We start from the raw sequence: 17,100 nt of genomic DNA, 5'->3' as shown, positions 1-17,100 counted from the left end.
AGAATTTGCCTGGCGGCTTTAGCGCGGTGGTCCCACCTGACCCCATGCCGAACTCAGAAGTGAAACGCCGTAGCGCCGATGGTAGTGTGGGGTCTCCCCATGTGAGAGTAGGGAACTGCCAGGCATCAATTAGAAGAACCCCGTACCGTAAGGTGCGGGGTTTTTTGCTTTGCGCTTAACCTCTCTGGCCTTTCTCTTAATCCCTTATCCTGCTAATGGAATGTGTGATCCCTGTCGCAATGTCATTTATAACAAAATTATAACATTTCATTTACGAGGTAATTGAGTCTCCTGGCTCAATACGCCGCTGTTTATGGCAGGAGCATAATCACAATGACAGAAAGCATTACATCAAACGGGACGCTGGCTAACAGTGATACCCGAAGAAGGGTATGGGCAATCGTCAGCGCCTCTTCAGGGAATCTGGTTGAATGGTTCGACTTTTACGTCTACTCATTCTGTTCACTCTACTTCGCACATATTTTTTTCCCATCCGGCAACACCACAACGCAGCTGCTACAAACAGCGGGGGTTTTTGCTGCAGGGTTTTTAATGCGACCCATTGGGGGCTGGCTGTTCGGCCGCATTGCGGATCGTCGCGGCCGTAAGGCTTCTATGCTGATCTCGGTGTGCATGATGTGCTTTGGTTCTCTGGTGATCGCTTGCTTACCGGGATATGAATCGATTGGCACCTGGGCACCGGCGCTACTGTTACTGGCCCGCTTATTTCAGGGATTATCGGTGGGGGGTGAATACGGTACCAGTGCGACCTACATGAGTGAGATTGCACTGGAAGGCCGTAAAGGTTTTTACGCCTCATTCCAGTACGTCACGCTGATTGGTGGTCAACTGCTGGCCATTCTTGTGGTGGTGATCCTGCAGCAAATTCTGACGGACGAACAACTTCATGCCTGGGGATGGCGAATTCCTTTCGCGATGGGCGCAGTACTGGCGGTTGTCGCACTTTGGCTACGCCGTCAGTTAGATGAAACCTCTCAGAAGGAAGTCAGAACGCTGAAGGAGGCTGGAACATTCAAAGGGTTATGGCGTAACCGCAAAGCTTTCCTTATGGTGCTGGGCTTTACTGCGGGTGGCTCTCTCAGTTTCTACACGTTCACGACCTATATGCAGAAGTACCTGGTGAACACCACCGGCATGCACGCAAACGTTGCCAGCGTAGTCATGACCGTGGCGCTGTTTGTCTTTATGCTCATACAACCTATTATCGGTGCGCTCTCGGATAAAATCGGTCGACGTACGTCGATGCTGATTTTTGGCGGCCTGTCGGCGTTATGTACCGTACCTATTCTGTCGGCCCTTCAGCATGTGACTTCGCCGTATGCGGCGTTTGCGCTGCTGATGCTGGCGATGGTGATTGTCAGTTTCTATACCTCTATTAGCGGAATACTGAAAGCTGAAATGTTCCCGGCGCAGGTACGCGCTTTAGGGGTCGGGCTCTCTTATGCGGTAGCTAATGCGTTGTTTGGCGGATCGGCGGAGTACGTTGCGTTGTCGCTTAAATCATGGGGAAGTGAAACGACATTCTTCTGGTACGTAACGATAATGGGCGCACTGGCTTTTGTTGTTTCCCTGATGCTGCATCGCAAAGGGAAAGGCATTCGACTTTAATAGCGCGCCATCTGCCACACGGCATAGCCGGTCGTTGCGCCGGCGACATCCCAGGCGAAATCTTTCCAGCTCCAGCCGCTCCCTGCGGGGCGGCTATCCCACAGTTCTTTTGATGCTCCAAGACTGACTGAGAACATCAACCCTATCGCCGCGCTACGATCCCGGCTGTATCCCTGATGCTGCGCATATTCATTACCGGCTGCGGACAACATCGCGGAAGCGAGGAAATGCTGGGCTTTATCCTGTCCGGACCAGTTATCGTTAGCCATATGGCTACAGCCACTGAGAAAGAGGACGCTAAGTAACAGAGGAATACGCATCAACGGCTCCATAAAAAAGCCCTGCGGGTGGCAGGGCCTGGACATTACAGAATACGGCTGATAAGTCGGTCGATACGGATACGACGTAAGCGGCGGATAAGCTTGCGGACTTTCACCGGGTAATCGGCAATGCTCTGCAATTCGCGGTAATGATTCACCACAGTAGTATGCGTGCGAATCAGCTCCAGCTCACGTTCACGCTGTGCGGCTAACTCATGCTGCGGGTCATGGATCAGGATAGCGTTTTCCAGATCCAGTCGCCACGCGCGTGGGTTGAGGTTGTTACCGGTCAGCAGCATCCACTCATCGTCGACCCACATGCCTTTAAGATGGTAACTATTGTCTTCGTCTTTCCAGAGGCGTACTACCAGCTGGTCAGTGTTGACGTAATACTGTAAACGGCTCAGGAAACGGCGCAGGTTAATCTCATACAGATAAGGCAGCGCACCGATGATTTTGAACGGCTGATCTTCAGGAATGAAGAAGTCGTTTGCGGTTTTATCACCAACGATGATTTCCACTTTTTTACCGTCGCGCAGCAGCTGAATAATATTACGCACCAGCACGGCAGGAAGGTTGAAGTACGGCGTACAGATGGTGAGTTTCTGCTCCGCGCACGGCATCAGATGGAAGATCGTTTTGTTCAGCTGGCTTGATTTGCCGAGCCCTACCAGCGGGGTAACGGATAGCTCTTCGTTATTCGCATTGCCCTGGAAATGATAGACCGCATCACGCAGCTCCTGGCGGAAGGCGCGAACATCGTTTTTGATTTCCGGGCTTTTCGGACGTTCGGGATCGTCAAGGCGATTAACACCGCGGCCATAGACCAGATTTTTATCAACCCAGTTAAACATGATATCGGCCATCTGCGGATTACGGATCAGATGGTAGCGGTCGTAGCGATATTTATCGAGCTGATGAAGGTAAACATCGTTCAGACTTGCGCCGCTGTACAGCACGCTGTCATCAATGATGAATCCCTTGAAATGAAGGACGCCGAGCGCTTCACGGGTATTTACCGGGACGCCATAAACAGGCACATCAACGCCAGGATTTTCCTGCGCCGCACGGCAATACCAGTCAGCATTGGTGTTTGAGGCGGCAGCGCCGATACGGCCACGCTGAGCGCGATGCCAGTCTACCAGTACGCGAACATCAAGTTCCGGACGCTGACGTTTGGCTTCATAGAGCGCGTTTAGGATCGCGCGCCCGCCTTCATCCTGTTCAAGATAGAGCGCTACAATGCAAATGCGTCGCGTGGCGCTGGCAATCTTTTCCAGAAGCGTCTCCCGAAAATGAGCGGGAGCGTAAAAGAACTCTACATCATCAACTGACTGAGAAATCTTCGGTAGTTGAGCAAGGTGTTGTTGATGTTTATTACGCTTAAATTTTGACAACATCACAGTGCGTTTCTTCTCTGTTCATTGAAGGGTTGTCTGTACCATGCAAACAACATAAGCGGACAATGATACCACCAGTCCCGTCCAAAGTGGGTAACATTTCCAGTAGCTTACTCGCGTTTATCTGCTGATGTCAGACTGAGGGACAAGGCCACAATACCTTCGTCCAGCTGAATATCAACGTCAAACCCAAGTTTTCGCGCCAGGGTCACCATACCGCGATTGTTAGGCATAGTAATGCCATTGAGGCGTAACAATCCGTGATCTCGCGTATAGCTGATGAGTTTTTCCAGCAGCCGTCTTCCCAGACCCAGGCCTTTAAGATCGGAGCGCACCAGCACCGCAAACTCCGCATCAACGTTATCCGGGTCAGAAATCGCACGCGTGACGCCGAGGATCTCATCACCCTTAGCGGCGCGACGAACGGCAACAAACGCCATTTCTCGATCGTAGTCGATCTGGGTCATATTGGCTAAATCATCGTGGGTAAATTCGTTGATTTCGCTAAAATAGCGATAATAAAGATCCTCTTTCGTGACCAGAGAGATAAAGGCCCGCAGCTGAGGCTCATCTTCCGGCAGAATAGGGCGGAACAAGGCGCGTTCTCCATTCTTCATCTCAACCCACTCCTCCAGCTGCAGGGGATACGGGCGGATCGCCAGACGGCTCTCTGGGTCTCCTTCGAATGGCGCGATATCCAGGGTCACGTCCAGCGCCGTAAACTCATTGCCCGAGGCGAGCAGCGGATGAATGTCCAGCCGCTGGATTTCGGCACAATCCACAATCAGGTTAGACACCTGCACCAGGAACTGACTTAACCCGGCAATATCAAGCGGGCGCAGCGCACTCCGGCCACGGATCTTTTTACTTTTAATCGCCTGGATGATCAGATAGCGCGCCAGGTTCATGTTCAGCGGCGGTAAAGCGACCACAGCCTGCTCCTCCGGGCGCCACTCAACGCCACCTTCCCCCAGCATGATGAGCGGGCCGAAGACGGGATCGTGTTCGACCACCACCCGTAATTCCTGAGCCCCTGCGCGGTTGGCCATGCTTTGCACCAGCAATCCGTGGATCCTTGCCTGCGGCCAGGCCATTTTGACCCGGTCGAAAATAGCATCAGTTGCCTGCTGCACCTCTGTTGCCGTACGCAGGTATAACATAACCCCCTGAACATCAGACTTATGCGGGATATCCGGGGAACGTAGCTTCAGGGCAACCGGATAGCCAATCTGTTCGGCTATATGAACGGCCTCTGCGCTGTCGCTGGCGATCCAGGTCGGCAGGGTTTGCATCCCGTAGCTGCCCAGAATGGGCTGGACCTCATGCGTATCAAGCGAGGTTGCGCCTTCTTCAATGGCCTGCTGCAACAGCCGGTGAACGTCGACGGTGTTCGCCGTCAGATTCCCCGGCAAAGCCGGCGTCTCACGCAGCTGTTTCTGGTTGCGGCGATATTCCACCATATGCATAAACGCGGTGATGGTGCCTTCCGGCGTGCGGTAGGTTGGCAGCCCGGCCTCGCTGAACAAGCGCCGCGCCTCCTGAGACGAAAACTCACCGCACCAGTTGGTGAGCAGGGTAACGTATTTACCGCGTGGATGGTTGCGCACGGCGTCAATAAGCGCGCGCGCGCTTTCACTACCCGGCGCGACCGCGCTGGGGGAGTGGATAATCATCAGCGCATCGAAATCCTGGCTATCCAGCAAAATGGAGATAGCCCTGATATAGTGGTCGCTGCTGGCGTCATCGCGCAAATCAAGCGGATTGCCGGGCGTCACGCTGGTCGGAAGCGCTTCTCTCAGGCGCTGCAGCGTCTCTTCACTCAGCGTTGCCAGCTTGCCGAAGCGCCGCCACAGCTCGTCCAGCGCGAGCGCTGCAGGGGCCGCACCGTTACTGACAATCATTAGCTTCTCACCGCGCAACGGGCGCATATGGCTTAACGTCTCAACGGCGGAAAAAAGCTCGTGCGTATCCTGTACCCGCAGCAACCCCGCGCGCTGAATGGCGGCGTCCCAGGCGGGATCCATACCGGAATGCGAATGGAGTAGACGCTGTGCCGCAGGGCTTCGTCCGCTTTTGATCACCAGGATCGGCTTATTGCGCGACGCGCTTCGCGAAGCCGAGACAAAACGACGCGCGTCGCTGAGGTGCTCAAGATAAAGCAGGATCGCGCTGGTTTTGCCGTCACGTGCCAGAAAATCCAGTAGCTCATCAACGTCGATATCCAGACTGTCGCCCAGGGCAATGAAGTAGGAGAATCCCATTTCACGCTGCTGCGCCCAGTCGAGGATGGTGTTCGATACCGCAGCCGACTGCGAGATAAACGCCAGTTTGCCTTTGCGGATCGGAACCGGAGAGAAACTGGCATTCAGCCCCTGCCAGGGGGCGAGAAGGCCCAGACTGTTTGGCCCAAGAATGCGCATTTGATAGCGGCTGGCGCAGGCCAGAAGCTCGGCTTTCTGTTCAGGCGGAGACGAGAGAATAATGCAGGTTTTACACCCTTTCTTGCCGAGTGATTCCAGCAGTTCCAGGTTACGCTTCGCGTTTGTACAAAGTACGGCAAGATCCGGCACGAAAGGCAGGCTTTGTACATCAGGCCATGCAAGCACTCCCTGAACGGCTTTATAAGACGGCGTGACGGGCATGACGGGACCATTAAATCCCCCGGCCAGCAGATTGCGCATCATCAGATAGCCAGCACGATCCGGTTTCATTGATGCGCCGATGACGGCAATGGATTTAGGACGAAGTAGCGCTTCTAACCCTCGCTGGCTCATGGAGGCCTCCTGTGAATGCAAGCGACCTGATGATTTTAAACGCTTTCTGGCTCGGGCGCTGTGACGCTGCCCTTATGAACGGTTTTTCCCGCCAGATAGCGCTCCCGGAAGCATGAGAAATGGTTGCCCAGGGCGCCAGCCGCAACGGTATCTCCCGCTAAATCCAGAAGCGCAATCGCCACTTCGGCGGTGCAGTATTGCCCGTCAGCATGCGCTTCACGCAGGCGGTAGGCGGAGACGCGGGAAAGATCGACCGAAATGACCGGCAGCGCGTCGAGATAGGGGCTTTTGCGAAACATTTTTCGCGCTTCGGTCCAGGTGCCGTCCAGCATGATAAACAGAGGGGGTTTACCGGATGGCGGCGCTGAAAGAACCTGGCGCTCCGCGCCTGCATAAGACGCGGGGAAAACGACCATAGGCTGATAGTCGGGGCTGGCCACTAAATCGAGCAGGGCCTGAGGCGGCTCCGTACGGGACCATTGAAACGCGGAGGTATCCGGCAGAATATCAGCGATAAGACGCCCCGTATTGCTGGGTTTCATCGGCTCGGTATCGAACATGACCAGACAAAAACGGCTTTCCGCCGTACTCGGAGCGAGCGTCTCGCACAGACAAACCTTCAGCGGCAGCAGGCAGCGCTGACAGCGGCGAATACGGTTGCCTCGGGCGAGGAACGGTCGTGTGGCGCGCGCAAGGCGTTCGGCGCGTAATTTAAGGACAGCGTTATCAGTCATGAGCGAAATGCAGGAAAAACGCTATTTTCGCAGAGGCGGGAGCGGGGCACAAGACGTGCCCCGTGAATGTTACAGCGACTCGTTTAACCAGCTTTCAAAAGGCGCTTTTGGAACCGCACCGTTGAGCATATCGATCGCTTCGCCATTTTTGAAAATCATAATGGTCGGGATGCTGCGAATACGAAAACGTGCGCTCAGTTCGGGTTCGGCTTCGGTATTGACCTTAACGAACCGCATTTTTCCGCTACGCTCTTCGGCCACATCTTCGAAGATCGGCGCGAAGCTACGGCATGGGCCGCACCATGGCGCCCAGAAATCGATCACGACAGGAAGATCGTCCTTAAGGAGTTTGTCCAGCGTAGCACCCGTCGCGTTAATGACCTCGCCATCAAACAATTCATGGCCGCAGCGTCCGCATTTCGCACCATCTTCAATCCGATCGTCCGGAATGCGGTTAAGAGCCTGACAGTTGGCACATACGGTATTCATAACTAACCTCTGATAGAGCCGTGGGACAGCGGCACAACGCCGATAATGTTTCTAATATGTTACATATTATCAATGAGCCTGTTTGAAACAACAATGCGTTTTATTCAATGAGAACAATAGTCACAGGCTTTTGTACGAAATTATGGCTATGCGCTGGCACATCGGGTAATCTGCGCGCTTCGCGCAGCGCTGGTGGAGAAAAGCATGAACGACGAAATGAAAAACAAAAGCGGCAAGGTCAAAGTGATGTATGTCCGCAGTGATGATGACTCTGATAAACGCACCCAAAATCCGCGTACCGGAAAAGGTGGCGGGCGTCCGGCGTCTTCTCGTGCAGACGGTGGCCGTCGCCCCGCCCGCGATGACAGAAATAACCGCGGTGATGACCGCAAACGTGACGATCGCAAACGCGATGATCGTCCGCGTTCCGACCGCCCACGCAGTGACCGTCCACGCGACGATCGTCCGCGTGATGATTTCTCACGTGATAACGCCTCCCCGTGGCGCACCGTTTCTCGTGCCCCTGGCGACGAAACGCCAGAAAAGGCCGATCACGGCGGTATCAGCGGTAAAAGCTTTATCGACCCGGAAGTACTGCGCCGTCAGCGTGCGGAAGAGACCCGCGTGTATGGCGAGAACGCCTGCCAGGCGCTGTTCCAGAGCCGTCCTGAATGTATCGTCCGCGCCTGGTTTATCCAGAGCGTGACCCCGCGCTTTAAAGAAGCGCTGCGCTGGATGGCCGCGAACCGTAAAGCCTACCACGTGGTGGATGATGCGGAGCTGACCAAAGCGTCCGGTACTGAACACCACGGCGGCGTCTGCTTCCTGATCAAAAAGCGTAACGGCACCACCGTGCAGCAGTGGGTCAGCCAGGCGGATGCCGATGACTGCGTGCTGGCGCTGGAAGATGTGGGCAACCCGCACAATCTGGGCGCAATGATGCGCAGCTGCGCGCACTTTGGCGTGAAAGGCGTGCTGTTGCAGGATGCCGCGCTGCTGGAATCCGGCGCAGCGATCCGTACTGCGGAAGGCGGAGCCGAGCACGTACAGCCGATCACCGGCGACAGCGTTCTGGACGCCCTCGAGCAGTTCCGTAAAGCGGGTTATTCCATCGTGACCACCTCGAGCCATGCCGGTACGCCGCTGTTTAAAGCGACGCTGCCGCGCAAAATGGTGCTGGTATTAGGTCAGGAACGTGATGGTCTGTCTGACGCGGCGCTCTCCAGTGCGGATCTGAGCGTCTCTATCGACGGAACAGGCAATGTGGAAAGTCTGAACGTATCCGTTGCGACCGGCGTACTGCTGGCCGAATGGTGGCGTCAGAATAAGGCATAAGCCATTTTGCTTTTTGTATGCCCGGTGAGCCGGGCATACAAACTCAAACTACTCGCTCTCTGCCGGTAATACAGGCATCCAGTCAATCGGCTTTTCGCCACTTTTTTCCAGCCATTCATTCGCCAGAACAAAATGATTACTGCCAAAGAAACCGCGATGCGCAGACAGCGGTGACGGGTGCGGTGCCTTGAGCACGTGATGACGCTGACGATCGATAATCGCCCCTTTCTTCTGCGCGTGAGAACCCCAAAGTAAAAACACCACCCCTTCACGATGCTCGTTGATAAGGCTGATGACTTTATCGGTAAACGTCTCCCAGCCCAGACTGGCGTGCGAGTGCGCCTGACCCGCCCGTACGGTAAGCACCGTATTCAGTAACAGCACGCCCTGGCGCGCCCAGCTTTCCAGGTAACCGTGGTTTGGCCGGGTAAAACCGGGCACGGTTGCTTCAAGCTCTTTATACATGTTGAGCAGAGAAGGGGGGATAGCCACACCCGGACGAACGGAAAACGCCAGCCCATGCGCCTGCCCGGGGCCGTGATAGGGATCCTGACCCAGAATGACCACTTTCACATCGCTCAGTTCGGTGTAGCGAAAGGCGTTGAACACGTCTTTCTGCGGCGGGTAAATCGTTTGTCCGGACTGACGCTCAGCGGCAACGGTGCTGAGCGTATTGATAAAATAAGGCTGCTGCTTTTCTTCTGCCAGCACGTCATGCCAGGTTAAAGGTGTCGTCATCTCGCTCTCCTGCGAATCTCAATCTGTGACTAGCTTACCTGTTTAGCCCCGGTGAGCAAAATTACGTGCTGAAATACGTGCTAAGTGGCTAAATTTATTTTGAAAAGATACAGAGTGAGTTTAATTGGTAAGACTGTGAAATTGATCTGAAACAATAAATTCAAACCACACTCTTTATGTGGTTGGTGTTTTTGTTGATTTAAATCAATAAATCACCGAGGTGTGAATGTTATATATACACACAAGAAACAATGGTTTTACCAATTGGCCGCGAAAGGCCAGCATCAGTTAATGTAGCCTAGGGAGGCAACACATGATTACAGGTATCCAGATTACTAAAGCTGCAAATGACGATCTGCTCAATTCTTTCTGGCTGCTGGACAGCGAGAAGAACGAAGCGCGCTGCGTCGTTGCGAAAGCGGGTTTTGCTGAAGATGAAATCGTGCCGGTGAACAAACTGGGCGAAATCGAATACCGTGAAATTCCAATGGAAGTGAAACCGGAAGTGCGCGTGGAAGGGGGTCAGCACCTGAACGTTAACGTGCTGCGCCGCGAAACGCTGATGGATGCCGTTGAGCACCCAGAAAAATACCCACAGCTGACTATCCGCGTGTCCGGCTATGCGGTTCGCTTTAACTCACTGACTCCAGAACAGCAGCGCGACGTTATCGCTCGTACCTTTACTGAAAGCCTGTAACGGCTTCAGCAGGGGGGAATAAAAAAGCCGGGGATTTCCCCGGCTTTTTTTACTCTTCAGTTTTCGTCTCTGGTGCGGCAGAGCTTGGCTTACGGCGCTTACCAATGTTTTTGGTATCGCGGTGGCGCTGCTTCACGCGCGGTTTCTCTTTTTCTTTCTCTTTTCTCTCCGCACGTTTTGCGAGCGCTTTCTTGGACGGTTTACCCGTCATCTTTTCACTCGGCGCACGCGTGGTCGGGCGGAGTTCGTCAATAACGCGCGCTTTCAGCGGCTCATCAACATAGCGGCCAATCCTCTGCAGCAGCAGGTAGTCATGCGCTTCGACCAGTGAAATCGCAATCCCTTTGCGGCCCGCGCGGCCGGTACGGCCAATACGGTGCAGGTATGTATCTCCGCTGCGCGGCATATCGAAGTTAATGACGTGGCTGACGTCCGGGATGTCGATTCCGCGAGCGGCTACGTCTGTCGCAACCAGTACGTTAACGCGGCCATCGGTCAGGCGCTTGATGCCTTCGGTACGCTTGATCTGCGCCATCTCGCCTTCAAGATAGCAGTTGTTGATCCCGGCGTTACGCAGCATTTCAGCCAGCTCGTGCACGCGCTCGCGCTTGCGCACAAATACGATTGTGCGCAGCGCATCTTCCTGCTTCAGCAGGTGTTTCAGCAATTCGACCTTGTGCTCGAGGTTGTCCGCGCGGTAGTACCACTGGTGGATCTTCTTACGCTCACGGGTGGACGGCGTCGCCGACACTTCCACCGGATCTTCCAGCAGACGCTCTGCGAAGTCTTTGATCGCTTCCCCTTCGAGGGTGGCAGAGAACAGCATCGTCTGGTTACGCCAGCGCGTTTCTCCTGCAATGTGCTCGATATCCTGTGCGAAGCCCATGTCCAGCATGCGGTCGGCCTCGTCGAGGATCAGCGTTTCAACCGCGCGGCAGTCGAAGTTCTCTTCTTTAATGTACTGCAGCAGGCGGCCCGTCGTTGCAACGACGATGTCCTGGTTTTCGCTGAACACTTCGGCGTGGTTCATATACGCAACGCCGCCGGTGATGGTGGCGATATCCAGATGAGTATTTGCCGCGAGTTCACGCGCGTGATCGGCAACCTGCATTGCCAGTTCGCGCGTAGGCGTCAGGATCAAAATACGCGGCGGGCCAGATTTTTTACGCGGAAAGTCGAGCAGATGCTGCAACACAGGCAGCAAATAGGCTGCTGTCTTCCCCGTGCCGGTTGGCGCAGAACCGAGCACATCGCGGCCCTCAAGCGCAGGCGGAATGGCCGCTGCCTGAATGGCGGTCGGGCGTGTAAAGCCTTTGCTCTCAAGTGCATTGAGCAGGCTTTCATCGAGTTCAAGTTCGGAAAAAGTCGTTACAGTCATGTTCTACCTCTGTGTGGGGCGCTGATTATAGACGTTACGGCTGTAATCTTCATCTGTTTGTATGGATATCGCTTTTCGGCCACTTCGCTTTCCCCTATGCTACTCCAGTTTCACTTAGAAGGTTGTCCTGACATGTCTCAACTCAAAGCGCAGCTGCGCCGCGATGGTTTTACCTTTAAACAATTTTTTGTCGCCCACGATCGCTGTGCCATGAAGGTCGGTACAGACGGTATTTTACTGGGAGCGTGGGCGCCTGTCGCAGGTGTTAAGCGTATTCTTGATATCGGTACCGGCAGCGGGCTGGTGGCGTTGATGCTGGCGCAGCGTACGGAAGAACATGTCATCATTGATGCCGTCGAACTGGACGCGCAGGCCGCAGAGCAGGCGAGTGACAATATGGCCGAATCCCCCTGGGCTGCCCGCATGAAAGTGGACTGCGCAGATGTGCTCGCCTGGGCGCCTGAACAAACCGCACGTTACGATTTGATCGTCAGCAACCCTCCCTACTACGAGCCCGGCGTTGAGTGCGGGACGCCCGAGCGTGAACAGGCGCGTTATACCGGCTCCCTCGATCATAAAGCGCTGCTCACCAGCGCGGCAGAACTCATCTCCGAAGAAGGTTTTTTCTGCGTGGTCCTGCCCGAGAGTACCGGCAACACATTTATCGGCATCGCGCAGGAGATCGGCTGGACGTTACGTCTGCGTACCGATATTTCGGATACGGAAGGACGACTGCCGCACCGCGTGCTGTTGGCGCTCTCGCCAAAAGAGGGTGAATGCTTTAATGACCGGATGGTGATCCGTGGGCCAGACCAGCGTTATTCCGAAGATTACACTGCCCTGACCCAGGCGTTTTATCTGTTTATGTAAACCTGCGGGGCGAGTATCGACGGGCCGGACTCAGCAAGCTGATCCGGGTAGTCCAGGGTATAGTGCAGCCCGCGGCTCTCTTTACGCATCATCGCGCAGCGAACAATCAGCTCGGCAACCTGCACCAGATTGCGCAGCTCCAGCAGGTTATTGGATACGCGGAAATTGGCATAATACTCATCAATTTCCTGCTGCAGCATGGTGATGCGGCGCAAGGCGCGTTCCAGGCGTTTCGTGGTGCGCACAATCCCCACGTAGTCCCACATAAACAGCCGTAGCTCATGCCAGTTGTGCTGGATCACAACCAGCTCGTCCGGGTTATCCACGCGGCTTTCATCCCAGGCAGGCAGCTGCTCTGTCTCGCGGGCGTAAGGCATGCGCCTGGTGATGTCTTCCGCCGCCGACCAGCCGTACACCAGACACTCAAGCAGCGAGTTAGAGGCCATACGGTTCGCGCCGTGAAGTCCGGTATAGCTGACCTCACCGATAGCATACAGACCGTCTACGTCAGTACGTCCATGATCGTCAACCATCACACCACCGCAGGTATAGTGTGCCGCTGGCACAATGGGCACCGGATCGCGCGTTAAATCAATGCCAAGATTGAGCAGCTTTTCATAAATCATCGGGAAATGCTGGCGAATGAACTCTGCTGGCTTATGGCTGATATCGAGATACATGCAGTCCACGCCAAGACGCTTCATTTCATGGTCGATGGCGCGAGCAACGATATCGCGCGGGGCCAGTTCGCCCCGGGCGTCAAAGTCGGGCATAAAGCGGGAGCCATCAGGGCGTTTCAGATAAGCGCCTTCACCGCGCAGGGCTTCCGTCAGCAGGAAGTTGCGCGCCTGAGGGTGGAACAGGGCGGTGGGGTGAAACTGATTAAACTCGAGATTCGCCACCCGGCAGCCTGCGCGCCAGGCCATAGCGATACCGTCTCCGGAGGCAATGTCCGGGTTCGTGGTGTACTGATACACTTTAGAGGCGCCGCCCGTCGCCAGGACTACAGCCTTTGCCTGACAGGTTTCCACCTTCTCTTTATTTCGGTTCCAGACCCAGGCGCCCACCACGCGACGCGTCCCGGGCAGGCCAATCTTGTCAGAGATAATCAGGTCAACGGCATTGCTTCGCTCGAGAACCCGAATATTAGGATGGTTCAGCGCTTTGCTGACCAGCGTGGTTTCCACTTCTTTTCCGGTGGCATCCGCTGCGTGCAGGATGCGGCGGTGGCTATGGCCACCTTCGCGAGTCAGGTGGTAGCTCTCTTCACCGTTCGGTTGAACCTGAGTATCGAATAAGACGCCCTGGTCGATGAGCCACTGAACGCAGTGACGGGCATTGCTGGCGACAAACTCTGCGGCGTGTGCATCCACGATCCCGGCCCCGGCAATGAGCGTATCTTCGACGTGGGAAGCAATGCTGTCTGTCTCATCAAACACGGCGGCAATGCCGCCCTGGGCATAAAACGTGGAACCTTCACTTATCGGTCCTTTACTCAGAACGATAACGTTTTGATGCTCGGCCAGGCGCAGCGCCAGAGAGAGACCGGCAGCGCCGCTGCCGATGATCAGTACATCACAATGGAGTTCAGATGTTGTGTTCATGATTGTTGTTTAATTTACTAAACAGTGTTGGGTCAGAATAGCACCTGAATGCGATTTATCGCACGTATTTTTTTAGAGGCTGTCGCAATGGCTAAACGCGTAAGCGGAGGTAAACGGAGGGTAAATGAGTGAAATTATTTTGCGAAGCAGATCGTTAGCGTCAGATTTTGTGGTGAAATAAAGCCTGTGTTGCGTTACTCTTCTGGCGGGAAAAAGATGTTTCTTGTCAGAAAGTGGTGCGTATCGTGAACAGACTTATAATGAGAGAAAATGAACAGTCTGCGGCGCGATGAACAAAAACAAAGGCGTTACGGAACTTATTGAAGATCAGACACTCTAATTCGGTGCTTGCTCAAAGTGCGGTATTTTTAGAGTGGCGTTTCGATAACGCGTGGAATTTAGGTTTGGGGAGACATTACCTCGGATGAGCGAGCAGTTAACGGACCAGGTCCTGGTTGAACGGGTCCAGAAGGGAGATCAGAAAGCCTTTAACCTACTGGTGGTCCGCTACCAGCATAAGGTGGCGAGCCTGGTTTCCCGCTATGTACCGTCAGGCGATGTGCCTGATGTGGTGCAAGAGTCTTTTATTAAGGCCTATCGCGCGCTGGATTCTTTCCGGGGAGATAGTGCTTTTTATACCTGGCTGTACCGTATTGCGGTCAATACGGCAAAGAATTATCTGGTCGCTCAGGGTCGTCGTCCGCCTTCAAGTGATGTGGACGCAATAGACGCCGAAAACTTCGAAAGTGGCGGCGCATTGAAAGAAATTTCGAACCCTGAGAACTTAATGTTGTCAGAAGAACTGAGACAAATCGTTTTTCGCACGATCGAGTCGCTCCCGGAAGATTTACGCATGGCAATTACGTTACGGGAGCTGGATGGTCTGAGCTATGAAGAGATAGCCGCTATCATGGATTGTCCGGTCGGCACGGTACGTTCACGAATTTTCCGTGCGCGAGAAGCTATTGATAATAAAGTTCAACCGCTTATCAGGCGTTGACGATAGCGGGATACTGGAAAAGGTATTAGGCATGCAGAAAGAAAAACTTTCCGCTTTAATGGATGGTGAAACGGTAGATAATGAGATGCTCAACGAGCTGTCTCATTCACCCGAAATGCAAGAGACCTGGGAGAGTTACCATCTCATCCGTGACACCCTTCGCGGTGACACCAGCGAGGTTCTCCATTTCGATATCTCAGCCCGCGTCATGGCGGCGATTGAGAATGAGCCTGTTCATCAGACCACTCCGCTGATTCCTGAAGCTCAACCCGCGCCTCACCAGTGGCAGAAAATGCCATTCTGGCAAAAGGTGCGCCCGTGGGCCAGCCAGCTTACCCAAATGGGTGTGGCTGCATGCGTATCGCTTGCAGTTATTGTTGGCGTCCAGCACTATAATACTCAGTCTGAAACTAATCAGCAGCCAGAAGCGCCAGTGTTTAACACACTGCCGATGATGGGCAAAGCCAGCCCGGTAAGTCTGGGTGTACCGGCTGATGCATCCGCCAGCGGCGGCCAGCAACAGCAGGTTCAGGAGCAGCGCCGTCGCATTAATGCGATGTTGCAGGATTACGAGTTGCAGCGTCGTCTGCACTCTGAACAGCTTCAGTTTGAGCAGGCGCAGACACAGCAAGCTGCTGTGCAGGTGCCCGGAAACCAAACTTTAGGAACGCAATCGCAGTAATGAAGCAACTTTGGTTCGCCATGTCTCTGATGGCGGGTAGCCTGTTCTTCTCTGCCAACGCCTCGGCTGATGTTTCATCCGGGGCGTTGTTGCAGCAAATGAATCTGGCCAGCCAGTCACTCAATTATGAGTTGGCATTTATCAGCATCAATAAGCAGGGCGTCGAGTCGTTACGCTATCGTCATGCCCGTCTTGATAACCAGCCGCTCGCCCAGCTTTTACAGATGGATGGCCCGCGTCGGGAAGTGGTTCAGCGTGGCAACGAAATCAGCTATTTCGAGCCGGGTCTGGAGCCTTTCACGCTGAATGGCGATTATATCGTTGATTCTCTGCCGTCACTCATTTATACCGACTTCAAACGGCTTGCCCCTTACTATGATTTTATTTCGGTGGGGCGCACACGCATCGCGGACAGACTGTGTGAGGTCATTCGCGTTGTTGCCCGGGACGGAACGCGCTACAGCTATATCGTCTGGATTGATGCCGAAACCAAACTCCCGATGCGTGTAGACCTGCTCGATCGTGACGGTGAAACGCTGGAACAGTTCCGGGTTATCTCCTTCAGCGTGAATAATCAGGTTGGCAACAGCATGCAGAATCTGGCTAAGGCCAGCCTGCCGCCGCTGCTTTCTGTTCCTGCCGGGGATTCCGTTAATTTCAACTGGGTACCTGCCTGGATCCCGCAAGGGTTTAGCGAAGTGTCCAGCAGCCGTCGTCAGCTGCCAACCATTGAAACGCCGGTGGAATCGCGTCTCTATTCGGATGGTTTGTTCAGCTTCTCGGTGAATATCAATCGCGCAACGGCAAACAGCGCCGAACAAATGCTGCGTACCGGGCGCCGTACGGTGAGTACAACGGTACGCGATAACGCAGAGATCACCATTGTGGGAGAACTCCCTCCGCAGACGGCGAAGCGCATCTCCGACAGCATTAAATTCAGGGCTGCACAATGATCAAAGAGTGGGCGACGGTTGTTTCCTGGCAGAACGGCATTGCGCTGGTGAGCTGCGATGTTAAAGCCTCGTGTAATAGCTGCGCATCCCGTGCCGGCTGTGGCAGCCGCGTGCTGAATAAGCTCGGGCCACAAACATCGCACACGATTTCTGTGCCAAGCGAACAGCCGCTGATGGCGGGGCAGAAGGTGGAACTGGGCATCGCGGAAGGCAGCCTGCTCAGCTCCGCTATGCTGGTGTATCTCTCTCCGCTGGTCGGCCTGTTTATCATGGGTGGCCTGTTTCAGATGCTGTTTGGTACCGATGTGGCCGCTATGTGCGGTGCCGCATTGGGTGGCGTGGGGGGATTCTGGCTTGCCAAAGGGCTATCTCCGACGCTTGCCGCGCGGGAGGAGTGGCAGCCTGTCATTCTCAGCGTTGGGCTGGCACCAGACCAGCTTCGTGTTGAAACGCTCTCTTCAGAGGCCCGGTGATCCATCGGGCTTTATCATTTTTTA

At 54.6% G+C, this 17,100-nt stretch carries 17 protein-coding genes and 1 rRNA gene; 10 read left to right on the top strand and 8 right to left on the bottom strand.

The annotated features are described in order from the left end of the window. The first annotated feature begins 8 nt into the window (after positions 1 to 8). Positions 9 to 124, top strand: a 5S ribosomal RNA gene (gene rrf / locus F0320_RS16300). A gap of 209 nt (positions 125 to 333) precedes the next feature. Next, a complete protein-coding gene (locus F0320_RS16295) occupies positions 334 to 1,629 on the top strand; it encodes an MFS transporter (RefSeq protein ID WP_047652716.1) in 1,296 nt (431 codons plus the stop codon). On the opposite strand, the gene F0320_RS16290 is transcribed toward F0320_RS16295, so the two are convergent. From F0320_RS16290 to trxC, 5 genes are all read right to left on the bottom strand, one after another. After that, positions 1,626 to 1,949: a YfiM family lipoprotein gene (locus tag F0320_RS16290; RefSeq protein ID WP_059347155.1), complete on the bottom strand. Its 324-nt coding sequence runs from the start codon at positions 1,947 to 1,949 to the stop codon at positions 1,626 to 1,628. The two genes, F0320_RS16295 and F0320_RS16290, sit on opposite strands and share 4 nt — an antisense overlap. A gap of 44 nt (positions 1,950 to 1,993) precedes the next feature. Continuing rightward, positions 1,994 to 3,349, bottom strand: coding sequence for a CDP-diacylglycerol--serine O-phosphatidyltransferase (pssA, locus tag F0320_RS16285; RefSeq protein WP_126330047.1), 1,356 nt, complete (start codon positions 3,347 to 3,349; stop codon positions 1,994 to 1,996). 110 nt (positions 3,350 to 3,459) lie between these two features. Then, positions 3,460 to 6,123: a bifunctional acetate--CoA ligase family protein/GNAT family N-acetyltransferase gene (locus F0320_RS16280; protein WP_047652713.1), complete on the bottom strand. Its 2,664-nt coding sequence runs from the start codon at positions 6,121 to 6,123 to the stop codon at positions 3,460 to 3,462. Between the two features lie 35 nt (positions 6,124 to 6,158). Then, entirely contained in the window at positions 6,159 to 6,857 is a 699-nt protein-coding gene (locus F0320_RS16275; RefSeq protein WP_047652712.1) for a tRNA-uridine aminocarboxypropyltransferase, read from the bottom strand. A 69-nt stretch (positions 6,858 to 6,926) separates the two neighbouring features. Next, a complete protein-coding gene (gene trxC, locus F0320_RS16270; RefSeq protein ID WP_047652711.1) occupies positions 6,927 to 7,346 on the bottom strand; it encodes a thioredoxin TrxC in 420 nt (139 codons plus the stop codon). Positions 7,347 to 7,550: 204 nt separating this feature from the next. Here trxC and F0320_RS16265 point away from each other — a divergent pair, with 204 nt between their 5' ends. Then, positions 7,551 to 8,681: a tRNA/rRNA methyltransferase gene (locus F0320_RS16265; RefSeq protein WP_023308857.1), complete on the top strand. Its 1,131-nt coding sequence runs from the start codon at positions 7,551 to 7,553 to the stop codon at positions 8,679 to 8,681. Between the two features lie 48 nt (positions 8,682 to 8,729). On the opposite strand, the gene ung is transcribed toward F0320_RS16265, so the two are convergent. Beyond that, entirely contained in the window at positions 8,730 to 9,419 is a 690-nt protein-coding gene (ung, locus tag F0320_RS16260; RefSeq protein ID WP_047652710.1) for a uracil-DNA glycosylase, read from the bottom strand. A gap of 313 nt (positions 9,420 to 9,732) precedes the next feature. Between ung and grcA the strand changes: the two genes are divergently transcribed. Next, positions 9,733 to 10,116 carry an autonomous glycyl radical cofactor GrcA gene (grcA, locus tag F0320_RS16255; RefSeq protein ID WP_047652709.1) on the top strand — a complete coding sequence of 128 codons (384 nt, stop codon included), beginning with the start codon at positions 9,733 to 9,735 and terminating at the stop codon, positions 10,114 to 10,116. Positions 10,117 to 10,165: 49 nt separating this feature from the next. Here grcA and srmB read toward each other — a convergent pair whose 3' ends face one another. Then, on the bottom strand, positions 10,166 to 11,494 hold the full coding sequence (gene srmB / locus F0320_RS16250; protein WP_047652708.1) for an ATP-dependent RNA helicase SrmB: 1,329 nt from the start codon (positions 11,492 to 11,494) through the stop codon (positions 10,166 to 10,168). A 132-nt stretch (positions 11,495 to 11,626) separates the two neighbouring features. Between srmB and trmN the strand changes: the two genes are divergently transcribed. Then, positions 11,627 to 12,364 carry a tRNA(1)(Val) (adenine(37)-N(6))-methyltransferase TrmN gene (trmN, locus tag F0320_RS16245; protein ID WP_047652707.1) on the top strand — a complete coding sequence of 246 codons (738 nt, stop codon included), beginning with the start codon at positions 11,627 to 11,629 and terminating at the stop codon, positions 12,362 to 12,364. Here the strand turns inward: trmN and nadB are convergent. Then, entirely contained in the window at positions 12,349 to 13,968 is a 1,620-nt protein-coding gene (gene nadB / locus F0320_RS16240) for an L-aspartate oxidase (RefSeq protein ID WP_047652706.1), read from the bottom strand. The two genes, trmN and nadB, sit on opposite strands and share 16 nt — an antisense overlap. A 344-nt stretch (positions 13,969 to 14,312) precedes the next feature. Here nadB and rseD point away from each other — a divergent pair, with 344 nt between their 5' ends. Genes rseD through rseC form a run of 5 tightly spaced genes read left to right on the top strand, consistent with a single transcriptional unit; the run spans position 14,313 to position 17,076 of the window. Beyond that, positions 14,313 to 14,396 (top strand): rpoE leader peptide RseD, encoded by an 84-nt coding sequence (gene rseD, locus F0320_RS21830; RefSeq protein ID WP_223605340.1) that lies wholly within the window; start codon positions 14,313 to 14,315, stop codon positions 14,394 to 14,396. Next, positions 14,393 to 14,968 (top strand): RNA polymerase sigma factor RpoE, encoded by a 576-nt coding sequence (gene rpoE / locus F0320_RS16235; RefSeq protein WP_006176728.1) that lies wholly within the window; start codon positions 14,393 to 14,395, stop codon positions 14,966 to 14,968. Before rseD ends, rpoE begins: the two co-directional genes overlap by 4 nt. A 31-nt stretch (positions 14,969 to 14,999) precedes the next feature. Continuing rightward, positions 15,000 to 15,650 carry an anti-sigma-E factor RseA gene (gene rseA, locus F0320_RS16230; protein WP_047652705.1) on the top strand — a complete coding sequence of 217 codons (651 nt, stop codon included), beginning with the start codon at positions 15,000 to 15,002 and terminating at the stop codon, positions 15,648 to 15,650. Continuing rightward, positions 15,650 to 16,603 (top strand): sigma-E factor regulatory protein RseB, encoded by a 954-nt coding sequence (gene rseB / locus F0320_RS16225; RefSeq protein ID WP_023308851.1) that lies wholly within the window; start codon positions 15,650 to 15,652, stop codon positions 16,601 to 16,603. Before rseA ends, rseB begins: the two co-directional genes overlap by 1 nt. After that, positions 16,600 to 17,076: a SoxR-reducing system protein RseC gene (gene rseC / locus F0320_RS16220; protein WP_023308850.1), complete on the top strand. Its 477-nt coding sequence runs from the start codon at positions 16,600 to 16,602 to the stop codon at positions 17,074 to 17,076. The genes rseB and rseC overlap by 4 nt, the downstream gene beginning before the upstream one ends. The last annotated feature ends 24 nt before the right edge of the window (positions 17,077 to 17,100 follow it).

The sequence above is a fragment of the Enterobacter dykesii genome (assembly GCF_008364625.2).
GTDB lineage: Bacteria > Pseudomonadota > Gammaproteobacteria > Enterobacterales > Enterobacteriaceae > Enterobacter > Enterobacter dykesii.
This window is presented reverse-complemented; position numbering and strand designations above follow the sequence as displayed.

Excerpts from the sequence above, each read along its gene's own strand:
- F0320_RS16295 (WP_047652716.1), top strand. The coding sequence starts at position 334 with ATGACAGAAAGCATTACATCAAACGGGACGCTGGCTAACAGTGATACC.
- ung (WP_047652710.1), bottom strand. The coding sequence starts at position 9,419 with ATGACGACACCTTTAACCTGGCATGACGTGCTGGCAGAAGAAAAGCAG.
- srmB (WP_047652708.1), bottom strand. The coding sequence starts at position 11,494 with ATGACTGTAACGACTTTTTCCGAACTTGAACTCGATGAAAGCCTGCTC.
- rseB (WP_023308851.1), top strand. The coding sequence starts at position 15,650 with ATGAAGCAACTTTGGTTCGCCATGTCTCTGATGGCGGGTAGCCTGTTC.
- pssA (WP_126330047.1), bottom strand. The coding sequence starts at position 3,349 with ATGTTGTCAAAATTTAAGCGTAATAAACATCAACAACACCTTGCTCAA.
- F0320_RS16275 (WP_047652712.1), bottom strand. The coding sequence starts at position 6,857 with ATGACTGATAACGCTGTCCTTAAATTACGCGCCGAACGCCTTGCGCGC.
- trxC (WP_047652711.1), bottom strand. The coding sequence starts at position 7,346 with ATGAATACCGTATGTGCCAACTGTCAGGCTCTTAACCGCATTCCGGAC.
- F0320_RS16265 (WP_023308857.1), top strand. The coding sequence starts at position 7,551 with ATGAACGACGAAATGAAAAACAAAAGCGGCAAGGTCAAAGTGATGTAT.
- rpoE (WP_006176728.1), top strand. The coding sequence starts at position 14,393 with ATGAGCGAGCAGTTAACGGACCAGGTCCTGGTTGAACGGGTCCAGAAG.
- rseC (WP_023308850.1), top strand. The coding sequence starts at position 16,600 with ATGATCAAAGAGTGGGCGACGGTTGTTTCCTGGCAGAACGGCATTGCG.
- grcA (WP_047652709.1), top strand. The coding sequence starts at position 9,733 with ATGATTACAGGTATCCAGATTACTAAAGCTGCAAATGACGATCTGCTC.
- F0320_RS16280 (WP_047652713.1), bottom strand. The coding sequence starts at position 6,123 with ATGAGCCAGCGAGGGTTAGAAGCGCTACTTCGTCCTAAATCCATTGCC.
- rseA (WP_047652705.1), top strand. The coding sequence starts at position 15,000 with ATGCAGAAAGAAAAACTTTCCGCTTTAATGGATGGTGAAACGGTAGAT.
- F0320_RS16290 (WP_059347155.1), bottom strand. The coding sequence starts at position 1,949 with ATGCGTATTCCTCTGTTACTTAGCGTCCTCTTTCTCAGTGGCTGTAGC.
- trmN (WP_047652707.1), top strand. The coding sequence starts at position 11,627 with ATGTCTCAACTCAAAGCGCAGCTGCGCCGCGATGGTTTTACCTTTAAA.
- nadB (WP_047652706.1), bottom strand. The coding sequence starts at position 13,968 with ATGAACACAACATCTGAACTCCATTGTGATGTACTGATCATCGGCAGC.